The organism is Microbacterium paraoxydans, from assembly GCF_019056515.1.
In the GTDB taxonomy this organism is placed as follows: Bacteria; Actinomycetota; Actinomycetes; order Actinomycetales; family Microbacteriaceae; genus Microbacterium.
On the sequence record NZ_CP064873.1, the window covers coordinates 2087907 to 2110521 of the forward strand.

Below are 22615 nucleotides of genomic sequence, written 5' to 3' on the forward strand. Positions count from 1 at the left end.
ATACATCTGCACGAATCATTAGTACACTAATGAACATGTCACGCGACTCCAGCCGCCCCCCTCTTCGCACCCGCATCCGCGAGGCGGGGGGCCTTTACGCCTGGGTGAACACCAACCTCGTGCGTCTCGCCGGTCCGGCCTCGGTCGGGCCGTACGAGAAGACGCCGCCGCCCAGCGCCGCGGAGCGCGCCGAACGGGCCTGTCCGCTGTGCGGCGCGCCGATGACCGAGCACGAGATCGATCGCTCGGGCCCGAAGACCCTGGTGCACTGCCCGTAAGCTCCCTCGGCGTCAGCCGTCGTCATCGGCGAGCGCGGCGCTGACCGACTCCCGGGCCATGTCGATCCACGTCATGAGCGCGGCATCGTCGGCGATCGCCGAGGCTGCGACATCGATCCAGCCGGACCCCATGGTGCGGGATCCCATCACGGCACGCGCGGCCCCGGGCAGCGTCACGGCGACAGCCCCGTTCTCCTCATCCACGCGGACGAGAAGCGTCCCGTCCTTCCGGGCGCCCACGAGGATGCGCCCCTCGTCGAGGAATGCCCTGGTCCCGAACATCCGGCGCTCCTCGATGGAAGGGTCGGCCCCGAGCAGTGCGCGGACGCGGTCCGCGAGTTCCTCTCCTGCGGCATCCATCTCGGCTCCGTCTACGCGTGCCCGGCCCGCTCCATCGACCGGAGCTCCTTCTTCAGATCCTGCACTTCGTCGCGCAGGCGCGCGGCGAGCTCGAACTTCAGCTCCGCGGCCGCCGCGAGCATCTGATCGGTGAGGTCCTGGATCGTGGCCTCCAGCTGCTGAGCGCCCTCGGCCGCGATCCCGGTGCGCCGCAGGTTCGGTGTCGGCGACTTGCCCTTGCCCGATGCGCGGCCCCGGCCGGACATCAGCTCCGCCGTATCCTGACCCTCGCGCGCCAGCACCTCTGTGATGTCGGCGATGCGCTTGCGCAGCGGCTGCGGATCGATGCCGTGCTCCTTGTTGTACGCGATCTGCTTCTCACGCCGACGGTCGGTCTCCTCGATGGCCTTGGCCATGGAGTCCGTCATGTTGTCCGCGTACATGTGGACTTCACCCGAGACGTTGCGCGCCGCGCGGCCGATCGTCTGGATGAGTGAGGTCCCGGAGCGGAGGAAGCCCTCCTTGTCCGCGTCGAGGATCGCGACGAGCGACACCTCCGGGAGGTCGAGTCCTTCGCGCAGCAGGTTGATACCGACCAGGACGTCGTACACACCGGCGCGCAGTTCGCTGAGGAGCTCGACGCGGCGCAGGGTGTCGACGTCGGAGTGCAGGTAGCGCACGCGCACGCCGTGCTCACCGAGGAAGTCGGTCAGCTCCTCCGCCATCTTCTTCGTGAGGGTCGTGACGAGGACGCGCTCGTCCCGCTCCACGCGAAGCCGGATCTCTTCGAGGAGATCGTCGATCTGCCCCTTCGACGGCTTGACGATGATCTCCGGGTCGACCAGGCCGGTCGGGCGGATGATCTGCTCCACCACGCCGTCGGCGATGCCCATCTCGTACTTGCCCGGGGTGGCGGACAGGTAGACGGTCTGCCCCACGCGGTTCTTGAACTCGTCCCAGCGCAGCGGTCGGTTGTCCATCGCGCTCGGCAGCCGGAATCCGTGGTCGACGAGGGTGCGCTTGCGGGACGCGTCGCCTTCGTACATCGCGCCGATCTGCGGCACCGTGACGTGGGACTCGTCGATGACGAGCAGGAAGTCGTCCGGGAAGAAGTCGAGGAGCGTGTGCGGGGGCTCGCCGGGCATGCGTCCGTCCATGTGACGCGAGTAGTTCTCGATGCCGGAGCAGAATCCGAGCTGCTGGAGCATCTCCAGGTCGAAGGTCGTGCGCATCCGGAGGCGCTGCGCCTCGAGGAGCTTGCCCTGACGCTCGAACTCCTTCAGCCGCTCCTCCAGCTCGTGCTCGATGGTGCCGATGGAGCGCTGGATGACGTCGGTGCCCGCGACGTAGTGCGAGGCGGGGAAGATCGGCACGGCGTCCAGTTTCTCGATGACCTCGCCCGTGAGCGGGTGCAGCGAGTAGAGCGCCTCGATCTCGTCGCCGAACAGCTCGATGCGGATGGCGTGCTCCTCGTACACCGGGATGATCTCGATCGTGTCGCCGCGCACGCGGAAGTTTCCCCGCGAGAAGTCGACGTCGTTGCGGTTGTACTGCATCGCGATGAACTGACGGATCAGGGCGTCGCGGTCGTACCGCTCCCCCACCTGCAGCGCGACCATGGCGCGCAGGTACTCCTCCGGAGCACCCAGGCCGTAGATGCAGGAGACGGTCGACACCACGACCACGTCACGCCGGCTCAGCAGGGAGTTCGTCGTCGAGTGTCGGAGCCGCTCGACCTCCGCGTTGATCGAGGAGTCCTTCTCGATGAAGGTGTCCGTCTGCGGGACGTAGGCCTCGGGCTGGTAGTAGTCGTAGTACGAGACGAAGTACTCGACGGCGTTGTTCGGCATGAGCTCGCGGAACTCGTTGGCGAGCTGTGCCGCGAGGGTCTTGTTGTGCGCGAGCACGAGCGTGGGACGCTGCACCTGCTCGACGAGCCAGGCCGTGGTCGCCGACTTGCCCGTTCCGGTGGCGCCGAGCAGCACGATGTCGGTCTCGCCCGCGTTGATACGGGAGGCCAGCTCGGCGATGGCCTGCGGCTGGTCACCGGCAGGGGCGTACTCGCTGATGACCTCGAAGGGGCGGACACTGCGGGTGGGCTGCATACATCAAGCGTATGCCGCCCCTCCGACATCGGGGCCGCGTCCGGCGGCGACACCGCTTCAGCTCGCGCGGAGCCGGTTCCAGAGCGCGTCCGTCTGGGCCAGCGTGTCCGCGATCGATCCTGCGGTGTCGATCACGACGTCGGCGATCGCGAGCCGCCGGTCGTCCGGAACCTGGGCGGCGATCCGTCCGCGGGCGTCGTCCGGCGTCATCCCGCGCAGGTGCACGAGCCTCTCGAGACGGACCTCCTCCGGGGCATGCGCGACGACGATCGCATCCCAGGGGTCGTCGACACGAGCCTCCACGAGAAGCGGCACGTCGTACACGACGACGGCATCCGGATCAGCCTGGAAGGCGGCGTCGAAACGACGCTGGGACTCGGCCCGTACGGCCGGGTGCACGATGGCGTTCAGCTGTGCGAGACGGCCCGGATCGGCGAACACGGTCGCACCGAGAGCGGCTCGGTCGAGCGACCCGTCTTCGGCGATGACCTCGTCACCGAACGTCCGCGCGATCGCGCCGAGCACCGCGGATCCGGGCGCCTGCACCTCGCGCACGATCCGATCCGCGTCGACGACCACCGCGCCGAGTTCGGCGAGCCGGTTCGCGATGGTGGACTTTCCCGACGCGATGCCTCCGGTGAGAGCGATGAGCGGCATCCGACCATCCTGCCACGCCTGTCCGAGGGCGGCGCACGACGCTGCCGCCGAACAATCGGGAAAGCTTCGGTCCCTCTTGAGGAAGACTTGACGGTCCCCTGAGGTGCGCTGCGTAACGTCGAAGCCATGACGAACACGGATGCCCCCGCACGCCCTGACCGCACCGAGCGACGCTCCCGGCGGCGCCCGATCATGGCGTTCGCGCTGGCCGTGCTCGCGACCGGAGGGATCGGTGCCGCGCTCACGAGCGCCGCGTGGACCGACAACACCTTCTTCAGCGCCCCGGCCGCAGGAGCCACCTTCAACCTCCAGGGTTCCACCGACGGGACCACCTGGAAGGAGTCGGCCGCGAAGAACAGCATCGAGCTCGTCGTGCCCGCGGAGAAGCTGGCCAACCTGCTCCCGGGCGAGGCCCGCACCATCAAGCTCTGGGTGAAGAACGCCAGCTCCGTCAACGCCGCACTCACCTCGACCGTCGAGTACGCCCCCGGCAACACGGCGACGGACTTCACGGTCAAGCCGACGGCGACGATCACCGGGCTCGCGGCGTCGCTGACCTCCTCCGGCTCCACGGCGACCGATGAGTTCGACCTCGTCGTCACCACCCCGGCCGACTGGCCGACGAGCAACCAGGGCAAGACCGGCACGATCCTCGTCACGGTCTCCGCCACCGCCACCAACTGACCCCTCGCCCCGCAGCAGAGAACGAAGAGACGAACCGTGGTGCAGATCCTCCGCCGGCTCGCCCTGCCCGTGCTCTGGGCGCTGGCTGCCACGGGCGTGGGCTGCGGCGTCGTCTGGGGCGCCACGGCGATCGGGCTCATCCAGCCGCTCGTCGTGATCTCGGGCTCGATGGAGCCCGGGATCATGACGGGCGATCTCCTCATCGCCACGAAGGTCCCCGCCGACTCTCTGGAGGTGGGCGACGTCGTCAGCCTCCGGAGCGCGCTGACCGACTCCCTGGTGACCCATCGCATCACCGCCATCGAAGCCGCCGACGGCGCGCGCACGATCACCATGAAGGGCGACAACAACGAGTTCTCCGACGCTCTCGACTATCCGGTGACCGGCGATGCCTGGAAGCCGGCGGTGCAGCTTCCCGGTTGGGGGACCGCCATCATGCGGATGACCACGCCCGCCGTCGCCGTCCCGCTGCTCCTCGGACTCCTGGGGCTGCTCGGCCTGAGCATGATGAGCCCCGGGGAGCGACCGGCGCGGAAGCCGCTGACCACGTGATGCCGGCACGACGGGTCTCCCCGATGGCCGGCTTCGCGGTCGCGATGGCGTTCGTCTTCCTGGCCGTCGCCCAGGGAAGCGTCTCGACCACCACCGCGGCGTGGACGGATCGAACCGTGGTCACGGCGACGGTGACGTCCGCCTCGACATGGTTGTCGCCGTTCGCGGGGAACACGTGCAAGGCCTACAGCAGCCCGTCGGCAGCTCCCACCAGCTGCGCGATCACGGCGATCCGCTACGAGGAGATCAGCGACACCTCCGGCCACTTCTACATCAGCACGAACGCCCCGGGCGGGTCGCACCACGTCGACGTCGACGTGGATCTGAAGAAGGCGACGGGCCTTCCCCGGACGTGGACCTCGTGGACCGCTGCGGGGGTGCTCCCGGGCAGCCACGTCACGCCGGACCCCGCGTGGACGTGCTCCTCGTTGCCCCGGCTCACCGGCCGCAGCCTCGACTGGCACCTCACCGACCTTCAGGTTGCCGTGACGCTGCAGCGCACCACGGCGAACACGATCTGCACCTGAGCCTCCTGGGCGGGGCGCGGCACCCCTCAGCGCGCGAGCAGCTGCCGTCGGGAGCTGATCACCCCGGTGTCGAAGCCGGCGAGATGCAGGCCGCCGTGGAAGCGGGCGTGCTCGATCTTGATGCAGCGGTCCATGACTACCGAGAGCCCGGCCGCCTCCGCGATCGCGGCGGCTTCCTCGTTCCAGGAGCCGAGCTGGAGCCACAGGGTCTTCGCGCCGCTGTCGATCGCCTCCTGCGCGACCCCTGGGAGGTCGTCGTGACGACGGAACACGTCCACGATGTCGGGCTGCACGGGCAGGGCACTCAACGACGGGTAGACCGGCTGGCCGAGGATCTCGGTCTCCCTCGGGTTCACGAGATAGACGTCGTAGGCCGTGCTCGAAAGCAGGTAGGTCGCGACGAAGTACGAGGCCCGCGACGGATTCCCGGAGGCACCGACGATGGCGATCGATCGCGCCCGCCGCAGCAGTCCGAACCGCTGCGGCTGCGAGGGCCCGGTCCAGGTGCGGCCCGGCTCGACGGCAGCGGGGAGCGCGCAGCTGGCGGCATCCGTGGTCGACGGGATGGCGCAGGCGTCGCCGGCGGAGGTCGTGCTCATCGGTGGGCTCCCGTCGCGAGGGTGAGGGCCTGGTCGAGGTCCCAGATGATGTCCTCCGCGTCCTCCAGGCCGACGGAGATGCGGATCAGGTCGGGGCGCACGCCCGCGGCGACGAGCTGCTCCTCGGTGAGCTGGCGGTGCGTGGTGGAGGCCGGGTGGATCACCAGGGTGCGGGCGTCGCCGATGTTGGCGAGGTGGGACGCGAGCTGCAGGTTCTCGATGAACGCCTCCCCCGCGGCGCGGCCGTCCTCGGCGGCGACCCCGAACGCGAACACGGAGCCCGGTCCCAGCGGCAGATATCGCGCGGCACGCTCGTGATGCGGATGACCGTCCAGCCCCGCCCAGGTGACGTAGGACACGCGGGGGTCGGCGGCCAGCCACTCGGCGACGACCCGGGCGTTGGCGATGTGGGCGTCGATGCGCTGCGGCAGCGTCTCCACGCCCTGCAGGAGCGCGAAGGCCGACTGCGGGCTCAGCGCCGGCCCGATGTCGCGCAGCTGCTCGGAGCGCAGCTTGGTCAAGAATCCGTACTCGCCGAAGTTCCCCCACCAGGAGATCCCGCCGTAGGAGGCCACCGGTTCGGTCATCTGCGGGAACTTGCCGTTCCCCCAGTCGAAGGTGCCCTTCTCGATGACCACGCCGCCGAGGGTCGTGCCGTGACCGCCGAGGAACTTCGTGACCGAGTGGATGACGATGTCCGCCCCGTGTTCCAGCGGGCGCGCGAGGTACGGGGTGGCCAGCGTGGCGTCGACGACGAGCGGCACCCCCGCCTCATGCGCGACGGCGGCGAGACCCGCGATGTCGGCGATCTCGCCCGACGGGTTCCCGATCATCTCGACGTAGACGACCTTGGTCTCCGGACGGATGGCCGCGGCGAAGTCGGCCGGGTCGGAGGAGCTGACGAACGTCGTCTCCACGCCGAACCGTCGCAGGGTGACGTCGAGCTGCGTCACCGTGCCGCCGTAGAGCTGCGCGGCGGCGACGACATGATCGCCCGCGCCCACGAGGGCGGCGAACGTGATGAACTCGGCGCTCATCCCGGAGGCGGTCGCCACCGCCCCGATACCGCCTTCCAGCGAGGCCAGCCGCTCCTCCAGGGCGGCGACGGTGGGGTTGCCGATGCGCGAGTAGATGTTGCCGTACTTCTGCAGCGCGAAGAGGTTCCCGGCGTCGGCCGCATCGTCGAAGACGAACGACGTCGTCTGGTAGATCGGCACCGCCCGCGCTCCGGTGGCGGCGTCCGGTGTGCCGCCGGCGTGCAGAGCGCGCGTGCGGAACCCGAAGCGGTGGTCCTCGGTCATGATGTCCTCGATTCTGCGGCGAGAGCGCCGGCGATGTCGTCGACGGCCCAGGGGTTCTGCAGTGACGTCGTGTCGCCGAGGGCCTGCGGAGTGCGTCCCGCGCGCCGATCCTGTTCGGCATCCCAGAGCTGCGCGAGCAGGCGGCGCATGATCTTCCCCGAGCGTGTCTTGGGCAGGTCCGGCACGACGACGACGTGCTTCGGCTTCGCGACCGGACCGATCGCGCGGGCGACCTCAGCGCGCAGCGCGTGCGCGTCGATCTCCGCCCGGCCGGACGGGGTGACGAATGCCACGACCGCCTGCCCGGTGACCGGATCCGCCACGCCGGCGGACCCGGCTTCGCCGACGGTCTCGTGCGCCACGAGCGCCGACTCGATCTCGATCGTCGAGAGGCGATGACCGGACACGTTCACGACGTCGTCGAGCCGGCCCAGGATCCAGATGAACCCGTCGGCGTCCCGGGCCGCCCCGTCTCCGGCGACGTAGTAGCCGCCGTGCGCGCCCACGCCGGCGTACGCGGACCAGTACGCGTCGCGGTAGCGCTCCGGGTTCCCCCAGACGGTCCGCGCCATCCCCGGCCACGGGCGCCGGACGACCAGCGTCCCGGATCGGCCCGGCGCCACCTCGTCCCCGTTCTCGTCGACCACCGCGACGTCGATGCCCGGAAGCGGGACCGACGCGGAGCCGGGCTTCAGCGGCGTGATGCCGGGCAGGGGGGCGATCATCGCGGCGCCGGTCTCCGACTGCCACCACGTGTCGATGACGGGGAGCTCCTCCCGCCCGAAGTTCCGGCGGAACCACACCCAGGCCTCCGGATTGATCGCCTCGCCCACCGTGCCGAGCAGTCGCAGGGTCGACAGGTCGTGGCCGCTCGGCAGCTCGTCGCCGAACCAGGTCATGAACGTCCGGATGAGCGTCGGGGCCGTGTAGTAGACCGTGACGCCGTAGCGCTCGATGATCTCCAGGTGCCGCTCGCGGCGCGGAGTGTCCGGCGTGCCCTCGTAGATGACCTGGGTGAGCCCGTTCGACAGCGGCCCGTAGATCTCGTAGGTGTGGGCCGTGACCCAGGCGAGGTCGGCCGTGCACCAATGGACGTCGTCGGGTTTGGCGTCGAAGTGCGCCCAGTGCGCCCAGCTCGCGTGGGTCAGGTAGCCACCGGAGGTGTGCACGAGGCCTTTGGGCTTCCCGGTCGTGCCGGAGGTGTAGATGATGAAGAGCGGGTGCTCGGCGTCGAAGGCCTCCGCCCGATGCACGGTGGGAGCCGTGTCGACGACATCGTGCCACCACACGTCCCGGCCTTCGGTCCACGGGACGCTCTGTCCGGTGCGACGGAGCACGAGGACGTGTTCGAGGTCCGGCAGTCCCGCAGCGGCGGCATCGGCGGCGGATTTGACCTCGGTCGCCGTCCCCCGCCGGAACTGGCCGTCGCTGGTGACGAGCAGCTTCGCCCCGGTGTCCTCGAGCCGGAACCGCACGGCCTCCGCGGAGAACCCTCCGAACACGAGCGAGTGGACGGCTCCGATCCGCGCGCACGCGAGCGTGACGACCACGGTCTCCACGAGCACGGGGAGGTAGATCACCACGCGGTCCCCCGGTCGGATCCCGAGGTCTTCCAGCGCGTGCGCCGCCTGGGCCACACGACGCTGCAGGTCGGCGTAGGTCACCGAGATCCGGTCGCCGGGCTCCCCTTCGAAATGCAGCGCGACCTTGTCTCCGCGTCCGGCATCGACATGACGGTCCACGCAGTTCACCGCGACGTTCAGCCGCCCGCCGAGGAACCACCGCGCCGCGGGGACGGCACCGTCGACGGGCGGCTCCCACTCGTGCACGGCCGTCCACGGCTCGGCCCAGTCCAGTCGGCGCGCCGCGTCCTCCCAGAAGGCCAGAGGATCAGCGGCCGCGCGCTCGTAGGCGTCCGCGGTCACGTTGGCGTCGAGGAACGCGGGCGACGGAGGATAGACCCGTTCCTCCTGAAGCCGAGCCTCGGTCGTCGTCACGTCCATCGCCGCAGCAGGTACTTCTCCAGCAGCGCGAGCACGCCGTTGGTGATCGTGCCGAGCAGCGCGAGCAGCACGATGGAGAGCAGGATGCGGTCGACGCGCCCCGTGCTCTGGGAGTCGGTCAAGAGGAAACCGAGCCCCATGGACGAGGCGATCAGCTCGGCGGCGACCAGGAACAGCCACGCCTGGGCGAGGGCGAGGCGCAGGCCCGCGACGACGGACGGCACGACGGCCGGGAGCTGCACCGTCCGGAACAATGACCATCCGTGCAGGCTGAAGGAGCGTCCCGCCTCGACGAGCTGCGGGTCCACGTGCCGGAGCGCGGAGGCGACGGTCGTGTAGACCGGGAAGAACGCACCGATCGCGATGAGGGTCACCTTGGACTCCTCGCCGATCTGCATCCACAGGATCAGCAGCGGCACCCAGGCGAGCGACGGCACCGCGCGAACCGCGGCGAGAGTCGGGCTGAGCAGCACGTCACCCCAGCGCGAGAGCCCGACGATGCCGGCTGCGGCGAGGCCGACGACCGAGCCGATCGCGAATCCGAGCAGCACCCGCTGGACGGAGATGGCGATGTGGGTCCAGAGCTGTCCGGTCTCGGCGAGTTCCACCCCGGCCTGGAAGACCGACGCCGGCGCCGGGAGGCGGTACGGCTCGATGAGGCCGGCCGTCGTGACCACCTGCCAGGCGATGAGGATCGCGGCCGGGAGCAGGAGACCCCCGACGATCCGTACGGCGGGCGGCAGACCTCGCCGTGATCCTCCCGTCCCCCGCCGGGGAGCACCCTTCGCGAACTCGAGCGCGTCCCGCGATTCCGCCGGGACGACCACCCGATCCTCAAGACCGGTCACTCGCCTGCGCCCGCCTTCGTCGCGAAGGTGTCGTTGATGATGCTGGACAGCGCCTTGTCGACGGATTCCTGCCCACCCTGGACGTCGCCGGACTCGACGAGCACCGGAGCGATCTTCTCGAGCACCGCGAGCTGGTCATCACCGGGGACGCCGTCCACGTCGAGGTTCGACCGCTCCTGGATGACCGTGGTCGCGACCTCGAGGTCGATACCGGCGACCTCTGCCAACAGGGCGGCGGTCTCCTCCGGATTCTCCAGCGCCCACGCACGCGCCTCCTCGTAGGCGTCGACGACGGCCTGAGCGAGGTCGGGGTGGTTGTCGATGAAGTCCTCGGTCGCGTTGAGGAAGCCGTACGTGTTGAAGTCGACGTTGCGGTAGATGAGCTTGTCGCCCGACTCCTGCTCCGCGGCGGCCATGATGGGGTCGAGACCCGCCCATGCGTCGACCGAACCGCCGTCGAGCGCCGCGCGGCCGTCGGCGTGCTGGAGGTTCTGCACCTCGACGTCAGCCAGCGACAGCCCGCCCTCCTCCAGGGCCTGGAGGAGGAAGAAGTAGGGGTCCGTGCCCTTGGTGGCCGCGACGGAGGCACCCTTGAGATCCTCCACCGAGGTGATGTCGCTGTCGGGCCCGACGACGATGGCCGACCACTCGGGCTGGGAGAAGATGTCGATCACCTGGATCGGCGAACCGTTCGCGCGGGCGAGCAGCGCGGCCGAGCCCGCCGTCGACCCCACGTCGACCGAACCCGAGCGGAGGAGCTCGTTGGCCTTGTTCGAGCCGGCGGACTGCACCCATTCGACGGTGACGTCGTCGCCGAGGATGTCCTCCAGGATGCCCTGGTCGCGGATCACGAGGCTGAGCGGATTGTAGGTCGCGAAGTCGATGGACAGCGTGTCCGCCGACCACTCGCCGTTCCCGGCCGGGGTGGACTCGGCCTCGGCGGACGCGTTCTCCCCGGCGACGCAGCCGGTGGCGACGAGCATCATCGTCCCGGCGACGGCGATCGCAGGGATGATGCGGCGGGTGATGGTGCTCATCGGGTCTCCTCGGGGGTGTGGTGGTGCGTGTCGACGCCGAGCCCTTCGAGGAGCTCGGCGCGCAGGTCGGCGAGGCCGCGGTCGGCGCGGTCTCGAGGGCGGATGCCGGGGACGCGGATCGTCCGCGCGACGGACGACGCGGTGTCGTCCGCGTCGCCGACGGTGCGCAGCAGCAGCACGCGGTCGGCGAGATAGAGCGCCTCCTCCACGTCGTGGGTCACGAGCAGCACCGTGGTGAGCTCGGCCGCGTGGATCTTCAGGAGCAGGTCGTGCATGCGGAGGCGCGTGAGGGCGTCGAGCGCGCCGAACGGCTCGTCGAGCAGCAGGACTCCGGGGTTCCTGGCGAGAGCCCGGGCGAGGGAGGCCCGTTGCGCCATGCCTCCCGACACTTCACGGGGGCGCTGGTCGGCGGCGTGCTCGAGTCCCACGAGCTGCAGGAGTTCGCGGACCCGGGCGCGTCCGGCGCGGCGGGAGACGCCCCGGGGAAGACCGAGCTCGACGTTCTGCGCGAGCGTACGCCACGGGAGCAGCCGCGGCTCCTGGAACGCGATCGCCGTGCGCTCGTCGACGTCGGCGACACCGGAGCCGTCCAGACGGATCGTCCCGCGCGTAGGGGTGTCCAGTCCGCCGATGAGGCGCAGCAGCGTCGACTTCCCGCACCCGGACGGACCGACGACGGCGACGATCTCCCCGGCGGCGATATCCAGGTCGATGCCGCGGAGCACCTCGCGTCGCCCCTGAGCGAGCGGGAACGACCGCGCGATGCCGTCCAAGCGCACGGGTTGTGCGGAGCCCGACGTCGTCGGGGCCTCAGCGGTGCGCGACGCAGCGGGCAGGAGGGCGGTCATGTCCCCATGCTGTCGGAGGCTCCGGAATGTTACGAATGCGGTCGTAACGTTGCGTCACGCAGCTGCTCCGCCGGATACCGGGCATGCGAAAAGGGCCGCCACACCCGCCGTGAGGCGGGGTGACGACCCTTTTCGGAGTGGTGCTTAGGAGTTGCCGCCCGAGAGCTTCTCGCGCAGAGCCGCGAGAGCCTCGTCATCGGCGAGCGTGCCGGCGCCGGCCGACTCGCTCGAGAAGGACTGGCCGCCGAAGTCGTCGCCGGCCGCAGCCTCGGCCTCGGCCGCCTTCGCGACCTGAGCCTTGTGCGCCTCCCAGCGAGCCTGGGCCGCAGCGTACTCCTGCTCCCATGCCTCGCGCTGGGCGTCGAAGCCTTCCTTCCACTGACCGGTCTCGGCGTCGAAGCCCTCCGGGTACTTGTACTCGCCGTTCTCGTCGTACTCGGCGAGCATGCCGTACAGAGCCGGGTCGAACTCGGTGCCGTTGGGGTCGACCGACTCGTTGGCCTGCTTCAGCGACAGCGAGATGCGACGACGCTCGAGGTCGATGTCGATGACCTTGACGAAGACCTCTTCGCCCACCGACACGACCTGCTCGGCCAGCTCGACGTGCTTGCTGGAGAGCTCGGAGATGTGCACGAGGCCCTCGATGCCGTCGGCGACGCGGACGAACGCACCGAACGGAACGAGCTTGGTGACCTTACCCGGCGTGACCTGACCGATCGCGTGGGTGCGGGCGAAGACCTGCCACGGGTCCTCCTGCGTCGCCTTCAGCGACAGGGAGACGCGCTCGCGGTCGAGGTCGACCTCGAGGATCTCGACGGTGACCTCCTGGCCCACCTCGACGACCTCGGAGGCGTGCTCGATGTGCTTCCAGGACAGCTCGGAGACGTGCACGAGGCCGTCCACGCCACCCAGGTCCACGAACGCACCGAAGTTGACGATCGAGGAGACGACACCCTTGCGGACCTGACCCTTGTGCAGGTTGTTCAGGAACGTGGTGCGCGACTCCGACTGCGTCTGCTCGAGCAGCGCGCGGCGGCTGAGGACGACGTTGTTGCGGTTCTTGTCGAGCTCGAGGATCTTCGCCTCGATCTCCTGGCCGAGGTACGGCGTGAGGTCGCGGACGCGACGGAGCTCGATGAGCGAGGCCGGGAGGAAGCCACGGAGGCCGATGTCGACGATGAGTCCACCCTTGACGACCTCGATGACCGTACCGGTGACGACGCCGTCGTTCTCCTTGATCTTCTCGACGTCTCCCCAGGCGCGCTCGTACTGTGCGCGCTTCTTGGAGAGGATCAGGCGGCCTTCCTTGTCCTCCTTCTGGAGAACCAGGGCCTCGACCTCGTCGCCGACCTTGACGACCTCGTTGGGGTCGACGTCGTGCTTGATCGAGAGCTCGCGCGAGGGGATGACACCCTCGGTCTTGTAGCCGACATCGAGCAGGACCTCATCGCGGTCGATCTTGACGATCGTGCCCTCGATGATGTCGCCGTCGTTGAAGAACTTCAGGGTCTTCTCGACCGCGGCCAGGAAGTCCTCAGCAGATCCGATGTCGTTGATGGCGACCTGCTTGGTGGCCGGGGCGGTCGTTGCGGTAGTCATGTAGTGGGTTGTCCTTGTGAATGGATACTCGGGCTGCGGAGCATGGCCGCGCACGGCCGGGATGTGCTTCGCAGCAGGTGGATTGTGGTGTGTTCGTCACCTGGGCATGCGTGTACACGCCACGAGTGACAGTTCAGGCTATCAGAAGTTGCCGTCCGCGAAAGAGCGGATTCGTGCGAGCTTCTCTGTGGATAACGTCGGCGCAGCTCCGTCCATTCCGCGTACGGTGGCCCGGTGATGTCGCCCACCGCTCTCCGCATGCTCGCCGTGCTGGCCCTCGGCGTCTCGGCCCTGTCCGCCTGCGCCCCCGCTCCGGAGCCCACGCCGACCCCCTCCCCCGCCTTCACCTCCGAGGAAGAGGCCTTCGCCGCCGCCGAGGCGACCTTTGCCGAGTACACCAAAGCGACCAACAGTACAGACCTGCAAGACCCAGCCACGTTTGAACTGGTCTACGCCTGGCTGGCCGACGACGCAGCTACTTCTGCGCGAGAGAACTACAGCCGGCTCCACGCCGCAGCCATAGTTCGCTCAGGTGAATCCAGCTTCGACCGGATGGAGATCCAGAGTTACGCCGACTCGGAAGTGACAGCCAATTTGTGCCTGGACGTCTCGGAGGTATCGCTGAAGAATCCAGACGGCACATCGGCAGTGCCAGACGATCGACCACCCCGCCAACCAGTCAATGTTGAGTTCGTCGCTGCCACCACGAGCACAGGCCTTGTGATCTCGTCGATCACCTCATCGGAGGCGCTGCAATGCGAGCCCTAGGTGGCGTCACGCTCACTTCTCTGGTCCTGTTAGCCGTGACGACGCTTGCCGACCTCCCAGACAACGGCCAACCCCAAGCCGGTTTCGATAGCGGATGGACGGCATCGCGCAATGGCTCGCTAGTTGTCCGTGCGCAGCAAGAACGAACTGTGACGAGCGATCAGTCAGCTGCCCAACGAGATCGCTCCGCCCCAGAACCAAAACGCGAACCGTGCAAGACGGACACGGCGCTGAGCCGGTCGTGCGGCATGTACGGAGTGCGGGTGACGGAGGAGTCCGAGCACCCGCTCACGATCGAGGACCTCGCACGGTTCGCGCCGGACCCCGTGACGACGACAGCGGAGCCCGGGAACGCCGGCGTCGTGGGGATGGCGACGAACTTCGTGGCGACCGTCGCGGCGCACACGGCGAGCGGCACACTCCTCGACCGGCCGGTGACGGTGCGCTTCACACCCGCACGGGTCGTCTTCGACCACGGCGACGGGACGACGGCCACCGCGCCGGACGGCGGCCGCACGTGGGCGACGCTCGGCCAAGCGCCCTTCACCGCGACCCCCACGAGCCACGTCTACACCCGACGCGGCACCTACACGACGAGGACGACGGTCGCCTACACGGCGGAGGTCGACGTCGGCGGGGGCTGGTTCCCGGTGTCCGGCGAGCTTTCGGTCGATGGCGCATCAAGGCAGATCCGCATCTACGAGGCGACCACCGCGCTCGTGGCACGGACGTGTGAAGAACGACCCGCGGCTGCGGGCTGCTGAGCACCCCGTGGGGCACGCTCTACCCTGAATCCATGACCCGCGCCGAACGCCTCATGCTGCTCGACACCGCCAGCCTCTACTTCCGCGCGTTCTACGGCGTCCCCGACAAGGTGACAGCCCCCGACGGCTCCCCCATCAATGCGGCGCGCGGCCTGCTGGACATGATCGCGAAGCTCGTGACCACCTATCAGCCGACCCACGTCGTGGCGTGCTGGGACGACGACTGGCGCCCGCAGTGGCGAGTGGACCTCATCCCCAGCTACAAGACGCACCGCGTGGTGGAGGTCGTGGCGGGTGCGCCCGACGTCGAGGAAGTGCCCGACCCGCTGGAGGCGCAGATCCCGCTGATCCGCGAGACGCTCGCGGTCCTCGGCATCCCGATCGTCGGCGTCGCCGAGCATGAGGCGGATGACGTCATCGGCACCCTCGCGACGCACGCGACGATGCCCGTCGACATCGTCACCGGCGACCGCGACCTGTTCCAGCTCGTCGACGACGAGCGCGACGTGCGTGTGATCTACACGGCGCGCGGCATGAGCAACCTCGAGGTCGTGACGGACGCCACTGTGGTCACCAAGTACGGGGTGCTCCCCTCGCAGTACGCGGACTTCGCGACGATGCGCGGCGATGCGTCGGACGGACTCCCGGGCGTCGCCGGGATCGGCGAGAAGACCGCCGCCACCCTGCTGCAGAAGCACGGCGACCTCGTCGGCATCCGGGAAGCCGCGGAAACGGGCGAGGGCATGAGCGCCGGCATCCGCGCGAAGATCCTCGACGCGCAGGCGTATCTCGATGTCGCCCCCACGGTCGTCGCCGTCGCCACGGAGCTCCCGATCACCGCTCCCGATGTCGCGCTGCGAGCCCTCACGCCGGACGAAGCGGCGGAAGCCACGGCCCTCGCCGAGCGCTGGAACCTCGGAAGCTCGATGACCCGGGCCGTCACCGCGGTCACCGCGGCCGCGAGCCAGATCACCGAGGGCTGACGCGGCCGGACCTCACTCCGCCCAGGCGAGGAGGCGCGACAGACCCCACGTCGTGACGATGCGCGACGCCGGCACCCCGGCGCGCTCCGCACGTTCGGCGCCGTGGTCCAGCAGAGAGAGCTGTCCGGGAGCGTGCGCGTCGGAGTCGATCGAGAAGAGGCATCCGGCCTCGAGCGCGATCGCGATGAGCTCGTCCGGCGGGTCCTGACGCTCGGGCCGCGAGTTGATCTCGACCGCCACCCCGTTCTCCGCGCACGCCGCGAACACCGCGGCGGCATCGAAGGCCGAGGGCGGGCGCGTGCCCCGGTCGCCCTGGACGAGCCGGCCGGTGCAGTGTCCAAGGACGTTCACCCGAGGATGCGAGACAGCCGCGATCATCCGCGCGGTCATCGCCCGTCCGTCCATGCGGAGCTTGGAATGCACCGAGGCGACGACGATGTCCAGGTCCGCGAGGAGGGCGTCCTCCTGATCGAGCGCTCCGTCTTCCAGGATGTCCACCTCGATGCCGGCGAGCAGTATGAAGCCGTCCCCCGACTGCGCCCGCACCTGCGGGATCTGCTCGCGGAGCCGCTCCGCCGACAGCCCTCGCGCCACACGGAGGCGTGGAGAGTGGTCGGTGATGGCCTGGTACTCGTGGCCCTGCGCGCGGGCGGCAGCGGCCATCACCTCGATGGACGTCGTCCCGTCCGACCACTCGGTGTGGGCGTGCAGGTCTCCGCGCAGCTTCCCGCGGAGCACCGACACCTTCTCTGGTTCCACGTCGCCGCGGAGCTCCACGAGGTACTCCGGCACCTCTCCTGCCTGCGCCTGGCGGATGACGGCGAAGGTCGACTCCCCGATGCCCTTGGCCGCTCGCAGACGCGTCGGGTCGCCCTGCACGTCGGACGGAAGATCCTGGAACGTGGCCGCCGCCTGGCGGAACGCCTTGGCCCGGTAGCGCGACGCCCGCTCGCGCTCCAGCAGCGAAGCGATCTCGAGCAGCGCGTCGACCGGGTCCATGCTCACTCCTTCGGCGCGGCCAGCTCGCGACTGACGCCGATCCACTGATCCAGCTTGGCCAGGGCGCGCCCGTCGTCCACTGCGGCGGACGCACGGGCGAGCGCATCGCGGAGCCGCTCGAGGATCGGCCGCTGCACCTGGGTCGCGTCCTGCGACAGCTCGAAGGCGACGATGCCGGCAGCGGCGTTGAGGAGCACGATGTCCCGTACCGGCCCCTGCTCCCCGCGAGCGTCCGGCGGAGGATCTCGGCGTTGTGGGCGGGAGAGCCGCCGATGAGGTCGGAGAGGTCGGCGAGCGGGATGCCGAGGTCACGGGGATCGAGGTCGTGCTCGTGGATGTCTCCACGGGTGACCTCCCAGATGCGGCTGTGCCCGGTGGTCGTGAGCTCGTCGAGGCCGTCGTCGCCGCGGAAGACCAGCGCCGTCGCTCCCCGGGTGCGGAAGACGCCGGTGATCAGCGGGACGCGCTCCATCTGGGCGACACCGACCGCGTTCGCCTCGGCACGCGCGGGGTTGCAGAGCGGGCCGAGCATGTTGAACACCGTAGGAACGCCGAGCTGCGAGCGGACGGCACCGGCGTGCTTGAACCCGGGGTGGAACGCCCCCGCCCAGGCGAAGGTGATGCCCGTCCGGTCGAGGATCGAGGCGACCGCCGCGGGGTCGAGGGAGAGCTCGAGGCCGAGTGCACCGAGGACGTCGGAGGAGCCCGAGGCCGAGCTCGCGGCGCGATTGCCGTGCTTGACAACGGGGATGCCCGTGGCACCGATGATGACGGCGGCCGTCGTCGACACGTTCACCGTCCCGACGCGGTCGCCGCCCGTGCCCACGATGTCCAGCACGTTCGGCGAGACCGGCAGAGGCACGGCCGCCTCGAGAATCGCGTCGCGGAAGCCGACGATCTCATCGATCGTCTCCCCCTTCGCCCGCAGAGCGACGAGGAATCCGGCGAGCTGCGCCTCGGAGACGTCGCCCTTCATGATCTGGCGCATGGCCCACGTCGACTCCCACACGCTGAGGTCGCGACGCTCCAGGAGAGAGGTGAGCACATCGGACCAGGTCAGGGAATCAGCCATGTGTGCGATCCTATCGGCGCGGAGAAAACGTGCAGATCGATCCGGGCGAGCGCGCAGCCCGCGGAAGAGCGACGTTTCCCGCGTATTCACCGGGTATTCGCAGTGTTTTCTTAGGGTCCCCTAAGTCCTCGACGGGCGAATCGAGGGGCGCGGGTGCAAGAATCACGCCCGCGGATCGGCCATAATGGAGGGGTGACGACCTCAGCGACGTATGCCCCGGCGGCGAGAACCATCAAGCGGCCCAACCCGGTAGCTGTCGGCACCATTGTGTGGCTCGGCAGCGAGGTGATGTTCTTCGCGGGACTCTTCGCGATCTACTTCACCCTCCGCAGCACTTCCCCCGAGCTGTGGGCCGACCGTACCGAGCTCCTGAACGTGCCGTTCGCGGCAGTGAACACGGCGATCCTCGTGCTCTCCTCGTTCACCTGCCAGATGGGCGTGTTCGCGGCCGAAGACCTGCAGCCGTACAAGATCGGCAAGGGCCAGAAGAACGGCGCCGGCCGCCGTCGCCTGTTCGGCTGGGGCATGGTCGAGTGGTTCTTCCTCACCTTCGCCCTCGGCGCGATCTTCGTGTCCGGCCAGGTGTGGGAGTACGCCCAGCTCGTCGCAGAGGGCATGCCCATCCAGGCGGACTCGTACGCCTCGGCGTTCTACCTCACCACCGGCTTCCACGCCCTCCACGTCACCGGCGGACTCGTCGCGTTCCTCCTGGTGATCGGCCGCGCGTACGCCGTCAAGAACTTCCGGCACAAGGAGGCGACCTCCTCGATCGTGGTGTCCTACTACTGGCACTTCGTCGACGTCGTCTGGATCGTGCTGTTCTTCGTTATCTACTTCCTGAAATAAGAGCGGAGCTGATCCCCGAGATGGCACGAGAGAAGAAGCGCCGTTCGAGCGGTCGTCGCAGCCCACTGGCGGCGGCCGCGCTCATCGGAGCAGGCCTCATGATCACCGGCGCGGTGTACGCGGGTGCGACCGCGGCATTCGCCGCCAACGACGCCCCCACGGCATCGACGCAGCTGACGGTCGAGGACGGCGAGAAGCTGTTCACGGCGAACTGCGCCACCTGCCACGGCCTCGACCTGGAGGGCACCCCCAACGGCCCGAGCCTCTACGGCGTCGGCGAGCTGGCGGTGGAGTTCCAGGTGTCGACCGGCCGCATGCCGCTGCAGATGCAGGGACCGCAGGCTCCGCAGAAGGAGCCGCAGTTCACCGAGGAGCAGATCCTCGCGATGGCGGCCTACGTGCAGTCCGAGGCCCCCGGCCCGACGTACCCCGCTGACGAGATCATCGACGGCGAAGGCGACGTGGCGCACGGCGCCGAGCTCTTCCGCGTCAACTGCGCGATGTGCCACAACGTGGCCGCCGCCGGTGGCGCTCTCACCGAGGGCAAGTACGCTCCGGCCATCACGGAGACCAGCGCGCTGCACATCTACGCGGCCATGGTCACCGGCCCGCAGAACATGCCGGTCTTCGGCGACATGAACCTGTCCGACGAGGACAAGCGCGACATCATCTCGGCTCTGCTCTTCCAGCAGCAGTCCGTCCAGATCGGCGGCTTCTCCCTCGGCTCGCTCGGACCGGTCTCCGAAGGCCTGTTCGTGTGGATCTTCGGTATCGGCGCTCTGGTCGCCATCACCGTGTGGATCACGGCGAAGTCCAACTGACGCTTATTCATCGAAGAGGAACGTACGAGGAGCACCATGGCACACGACGACGACTCGCAGGCTCTTGACAGGGCCTACCAGCCCTCTCCGGGGCTGGGTGTCGCAGTCAGCGATCCCGTGCAGAACCCCGGGCTTCCGCCGCACCGCGAGCGGATGACCGACAAGGACCCGCGCGCCGAGAAGGCCGCCGTCCGCACCGTCTACACGCTGTTCTACCTGTCGCTCGCCGGCAGCATCTGGGCGGTCGCCGCCTACATGCTGTTCCCGATCGAGAGCGGCGCTCTCATCGACATCCGTCAGAACAACCTCTTCATCGGTCTCGGCATCGCGCTCGCGCTGCTGGCCCTGGGCATCGGCGCGATCCACTGGTCGAAGGCCCTCATGTCCGACAAGGAGCACGTCGAGCTCCGCCACCCCACCCGGGGCAAGGACTCGACGCGTGAGGCGGCCATCAAGGCCTTCGCCGACGCCAACGAGGAGTCCGGCTTCGGTCGCCGCACGATGATCCGCAACTCGCTGTTCGCGGCGATCGTCGCGTCGATCATCCCCGGTGTGACGCTGTTCCGTGGCCTCGCCCCGCACTCCACGCCGGACGACCCCACCGCGGGCGACCCGGTCGCGCTGCTGAAGCACACGATGTGGGATGAGGGCATGCGCCTCGTCCGCGACCCCGACGGCACCCCCATCCGTGCCGCCGACGTCACGCTCGGCTCCGCTTTCCACGTGATCCCGGAGGACCTCGCGGAGCTCGGTCACGATGAGGGCTACCTCGAGGAGAAGGCCAAGGCCATCGTGCTGATGATGCGCCTCCGCCCGGAGCAGCTCATCGAGGCCGAGGACCGCAAGGACTGGTCCTACGACGGCATCGTCGCGTACTCCAAGGTCTGCACGCACGTCGGCTGCCCCGTCGCGCTGTACGAGCAGCAGACCCACCACCTGCTGTGCCCGTGCCACCAGTCGCAGTTCGACGTCACGGACCACGCGAAGGTCATCTTCGGCCCGGCCGCTCGGCCGCTGCCTCAGCTGCCCATCACCGTGGACGACGAGGGCTACCTCATCGCACGCAGCGACTTCACCGAACCCGTCGGCCCGAGCTTCTGGGAGCGCCATTGAGCACCGCAACGCTGTCCAAGGACGAGAAGGACACCAAGGCGCCTCTCGGCGGCCGCTTCGTCGGCGCCGCGTCGAACTACATCGATGAGCGCACGAGCCTCTCCGGCTTCGTCAAGGAGCTCGGTCGCAAGATCTTCCCCGACCACTGGTCGTTCATGCTCGGTGAGATCGCGCTCTGGAGCTTCGTCGTCGTGTTCCTCTCCGGAACCTTCCTGACGTTCTTCTTCCAGGCGTCGATGGTGGAGACCCACTACACCGGCGCCTACGCCCCCATGCGCGGTATCGCGATGTCCTCGGCTCTCGAGTCGACGCTGCACATCTCGTTCGACCTCCGCGGCGGCCTCCTGGTCCGCCAGATCCACCACTGGGCCGCGCTCGTCTTCATCGCCGGCATCGGCGTGCACATGCTGCGCGTGTTCTTCACGGGCGCGTTCCGCAAGCCGCGCGAGCTGAACTGGGTGATCGGCTTCGTGCTGTTCATCCTCGCGATGGCCGAGGGCTTCACCGGCTACTCGCTCCCCGACGACCTGCTCTCGGGCAACGGTCTGCGCATCATCGACGGCATGATCAAGGGTCTCCCCCTGATCGGCACCTGGACCTCCTTCCTCCTCTTCGGCGGCGAGTTCCCGGGCACCGACATCGTGGGACGCCTCTACACCCTGCACATCCTGCTGCTCCCGATGCTGGTGATCGCCTTCATCGCGGTGCACCTGATGCTCATGATCATCAACAAGCACACGCAGTTCGCCGGCCCCGGCCGCACGAACGACAACGTCGTGGGCTACCCGATGATGCCGGTCTACATGTCCAAGATGGGCGGCTACCTGTTCATCGTCTTCGGCACCATCGTGCTGATCGCGACGTTCTTCCAGATCAACCCGATCTGGAACTACGGCCCCTACGACCCCTCCCCCGTCTCGGCCGGTACGCAGCCGGACTGGTACATCGGGTTCGCGGACGGCGCGCTGCGCCTGGCCCCGTCGAACTGGGACATCGTGTTCCTCGACCACACCTGGTCGTTCGGAATCCTGGCTCCGGTCGCCGTGCTCGGTCTGTTCATCGTCATCGTCGCGATCTACCCGTTCATCGAGGCGTGGGTCACCGGCGACAAGCGCGAGCACCACATCGCCCAGCGTCCGCGCAACGCGGCCACCCGCACCGCGATCGGCGTCGCCGGCGTCATCTTCTACGCGGTCCTGTGGGCGGCGGCCTCGTCCGACCTCATCGCCACGCACTTCATGCTCACCATGGAAGGCGTCATCCACACGCTGCAGGCGCTGCTGTTCCTGGGCCCGATCATCGGCTACTTCGTCACGAAGCGCATCTGCATCGCGCTCCAGAAGAAGGACCGCGAGATCGTCCTGCACGGCTTCGAGTCCGGACGCATCGTCCGCCTCCCCGGCGGCGAGTTCATCGAGGTGCACCAGCCGGTCGACGTCTACGACCGCTGGAAGCTCATCGACGTCGACGGTTACGAGCCGCTGGTCGTCCGCCCGAACGCCAAGGGCCGCATCCCGTGGACGGAGAACCTCCGTTCTGCGATGTCCCGCTGGTTCTTCGAGGACCGTCTCGCCCCGCTCACGCAGGCCGAGATCGACGCCGCCGATGCGCACCAGCATCACGTCACTGCGGGGAACGAGGAGGCGGAGGCCGCCGAGATCCAGGGCGCTCACGAGCGTGCCGGGTTCCCGGACGCGCCGCTCACGGTCGACGAGACGCACGTCGACGAAACGCCGAACACGCCCAGCACGGTGATCTCGACCGAGCCCGTCAAGAAGCCTCGGAAGAAGAAGTCGGAGGACGACGAGTAGTCGTCACTCCCCTTCGATGAAGGCCCCGTCCGTTAGGACGGGGCCTTCATCGTTCTCCCCT

The 22615-nt window shown here is 68.8% G+C and carries 22 protein-coding genes and 1 pseudogene; 11 read left to right on the top strand and 12 right to left on the bottom strand.

The window, feature by feature from the left end; all coding sequences use genetic code 11:
- Window positions 1–29 precede the first annotated feature (29 nt).
- Window positions 30–278 carry a hypothetical protein gene (locus IZR02_RS10050; RefSeq protein ID WP_025105038.1) on the top strand — a complete coding sequence of 83 codons (249 nt, stop codon included), beginning with the start codon at window positions 30–32 and terminating at the stop codon, window positions 276–278.
- A 12-nt stretch (window positions 279–290) separates the two neighbouring features.
- On the opposite strand, the gene IZR02_RS10055 is transcribed toward IZR02_RS10050, so the two are convergent.
- Genes IZR02_RS10055 through coaE form a run of 3 tightly spaced genes read right to left on the bottom strand, consistent with a single transcriptional unit; the run spans window position 291 to window position 3379 of the window.
- Window positions 291–638 (bottom strand): TfoX/Sxy family protein, encoded by a 348-nt coding sequence (locus IZR02_RS10055; RefSeq protein WP_217316409.1) that lies wholly within the window; start codon window positions 636–638, stop codon window positions 291–293.
- Between the two features lie 11 nt (window positions 639–649).
- Complete coding sequence (gene uvrB / locus IZR02_RS10060) at window positions 650–2722, bottom strand: excinuclease ABC subunit UvrB (protein WP_217316410.1); 2073 nt, start codon at window positions 2720–2722, stop codon at window positions 650–652.
- A gap of 57 nt (window positions 2723–2779) precedes the next feature.
- Window positions 2780–3379 carry a dephospho-CoA kinase gene (gene coaE, locus IZR02_RS10065; RefSeq protein ID WP_025105041.1) on the bottom strand — a complete coding sequence of 200 codons (600 nt, stop codon included), beginning with the start codon at window positions 3377–3379 and terminating at the stop codon, window positions 2780–2782.
- 126 nt (window positions 3380–3505) lie between these two features.
- Here coaE and IZR02_RS10070 point away from each other — a divergent pair, with 126 nt between their 5' ends.
- The 3 genes from IZR02_RS10070 to IZR02_RS10080 are packed head-to-tail and all read left to right on the top strand — an operon-like array spanning window position 3506 to window position 5142.
- Window positions 3506–4063: a hypothetical protein gene (locus IZR02_RS10070; RefSeq protein WP_025105042.1), complete on the top strand. Its 558-nt coding sequence runs from the start codon at window positions 3506–3508 to the stop codon at window positions 4061–4063.
- Window positions 4064–4099: 36 nt separating this feature from the next.
- Window positions 4100–4615, top strand: coding sequence for a signal peptidase I (locus IZR02_RS10075; RefSeq protein ID WP_025105043.1), 516 nt, complete (start codon window positions 4100–4102; stop codon window positions 4613–4615).
- Window positions 4612–5142 (top strand): hypothetical protein, encoded by a 531-nt coding sequence (locus tag IZR02_RS10080; RefSeq protein ID WP_162817582.1) that lies wholly within the window; start codon window positions 4612–4614, stop codon window positions 5140–5142. Before IZR02_RS10075 ends, IZR02_RS10080 begins: the two co-directional genes overlap by 4 nt.
- Before the next feature lie 26 nt (window positions 5143–5168).
- Here the strand turns inward: IZR02_RS10080 and IZR02_RS10085 are convergent, their stop codons facing one another.
- From IZR02_RS10085 to rpsA, 7 genes are all read right to left on the bottom strand, one after another.
- Window positions 5169–5741: a CoA-binding protein gene (locus IZR02_RS10085; RefSeq protein WP_025105045.1), complete on the bottom strand. Its 573-nt coding sequence runs from the start codon at window positions 5739–5741 to the stop codon at window positions 5169–5171.
- Window positions 5738–7042 (bottom strand): O-acetylhomoserine aminocarboxypropyltransferase/cysteine synthase family protein, encoded by a 1305-nt coding sequence (locus IZR02_RS10090; RefSeq protein ID WP_025105046.1) that lies wholly within the window; start codon window positions 7040–7042, stop codon window positions 5738–5740. Before IZR02_RS10090 ends, IZR02_RS10085 begins: the two co-directional genes overlap by 4 nt.
- Window positions 7039–9045 carry an acetate--CoA ligase gene (gene acs, locus IZR02_RS10095; protein ID WP_025105047.1) on the bottom strand — a complete coding sequence of 669 codons (2007 nt, stop codon included), beginning with the start codon at window positions 9043–9045 and terminating at the stop codon, window positions 7039–7041. The genes IZR02_RS10090 and acs overlap by 4 nt, the downstream gene beginning before the upstream one ends.
- A complete protein-coding gene (locus tag IZR02_RS10100; protein ID WP_025105048.1) occupies window positions 9036–9893 on the bottom strand; it encodes an ABC transporter permease in 858 nt (285 codons plus the stop codon). Before IZR02_RS10100 ends, acs begins: the two co-directional genes overlap by 10 nt.
- The gene (locus tag IZR02_RS10105) at window positions 9890–10930 is read right to left on the bottom strand and encodes an aliphatic sulfonate ABC transporter substrate-binding protein (protein WP_025105049.1); all 1041 of its coding nucleotides are present in this window, start codon (window positions 10928–10930) and stop codon (window positions 9890–9892) included. The genes IZR02_RS10100 and IZR02_RS10105 overlap by 4 nt, the downstream gene beginning before the upstream one ends.
- A complete protein-coding gene (locus tag IZR02_RS10110; protein ID WP_025105050.1) occupies window positions 10927–11778 on the bottom strand; it encodes an ABC transporter ATP-binding protein in 852 nt (283 codons plus the stop codon). The genes IZR02_RS10105 and IZR02_RS10110 overlap by 4 nt, the downstream gene beginning before the upstream one ends.
- 144 nt (window positions 11779–11922) lie before the next feature.
- Window positions 11923–13377: a 30S ribosomal protein S1 gene (rpsA, locus tag IZR02_RS10115; protein ID WP_025105051.1), complete on the bottom strand. Its 1455-nt coding sequence runs from the start codon at window positions 13375–13377 to the stop codon at window positions 11923–11925.
- 234 nt (window positions 13378–13611) lie between these two features.
- Between rpsA and IZR02_RS10120 the strand changes: the two genes are divergently transcribed.
- From IZR02_RS10120 to IZR02_RS10130, 3 genes are all read left to right on the top strand, one after another.
- The gene (locus tag IZR02_RS10120) at window positions 13612–14145 is read left to right on the top strand and encodes a hypothetical protein (RefSeq protein WP_205272909.1); all 534 of its coding nucleotides are present in this window, start codon (window positions 13612–13614) and stop codon (window positions 14143–14145) included.
- Between the two features lie 263 nt (window positions 14146–14408).
- Entirely contained in the window at window positions 14409–14909 is a 501-nt protein-coding gene (locus IZR02_RS10125; RefSeq protein WP_162817583.1) for a hypothetical protein, read from the top strand.
- A gap of 32 nt (window positions 14910–14941) precedes the next feature.
- A complete protein-coding gene (locus IZR02_RS10130) occupies window positions 14942–15892 on the top strand; it encodes a 5'-3' exonuclease (RefSeq protein WP_036293159.1) in 951 nt (316 codons plus the stop codon).
- A gap of 12 nt (window positions 15893–15904) precedes the next feature.
- Here the strand turns inward: IZR02_RS10130 and IZR02_RS10135 are convergent, their stop codons facing one another.
- A complete protein-coding gene (locus tag IZR02_RS10135) occupies window positions 15905–16891 on the bottom strand; it encodes a PHP domain-containing protein (RefSeq protein ID WP_217316411.1) in 987 nt (328 codons plus the stop codon).
- A 2-nt stretch (window positions 16892–16893) separates the two neighbouring features.
- Window positions 16894–17963: pseudogene (gene trpD / locus IZR02_RS10140) on the bottom strand (anthranilate phosphoribosyltransferase).
- A 192-nt stretch (window positions 17964–18155) separates the two neighbouring features.
- On the opposite strand from trpD, the gene ctaE reads away from it, so the two are divergent.
- Genes ctaE through qcrB form a run of 4 tightly spaced genes read left to right on the top strand, consistent with a single transcriptional unit; the run spans window position 18156 to window position 22554 of the window.
- Entirely contained in the window at window positions 18156–18809 is a 654-nt protein-coding gene (ctaE, locus tag IZR02_RS10145) for an aa3-type cytochrome oxidase subunit III (protein ID WP_025105057.1), read from the top strand.
- A 20-nt stretch (window positions 18810–18829) separates the two neighbouring features.
- The gene (gene qcrC, locus IZR02_RS10150; protein WP_025105058.1) at window positions 18830–19630 is read left to right on the top strand and encodes a cytochrome bc1 complex diheme cytochrome c subunit; all 801 of its coding nucleotides are present in this window, start codon (window positions 18830–18832) and stop codon (window positions 19628–19630) included.
- A 36-nt stretch (window positions 19631–19666) separates the two neighbouring features.
- On the top strand, window positions 19667–20743 hold the full coding sequence (gene qcrA / locus IZR02_RS10155) for a cytochrome bc1 complex Rieske iron-sulfur subunit (RefSeq protein ID WP_025105059.1): 1077 nt from the start codon (window positions 19667–19669) through the stop codon (window positions 20741–20743).
- Window positions 20740–22554 (top strand): cytochrome bc1 complex cytochrome b subunit, encoded by a 1815-nt coding sequence (qcrB, locus tag IZR02_RS10160; RefSeq protein WP_025105060.1) that lies wholly within the window; start codon window positions 20740–20742, stop codon window positions 22552–22554. Before qcrA ends, qcrB begins: the two co-directional genes overlap by 4 nt.
- Window positions 22555–22615: the final 61 nt, after the last annotated feature.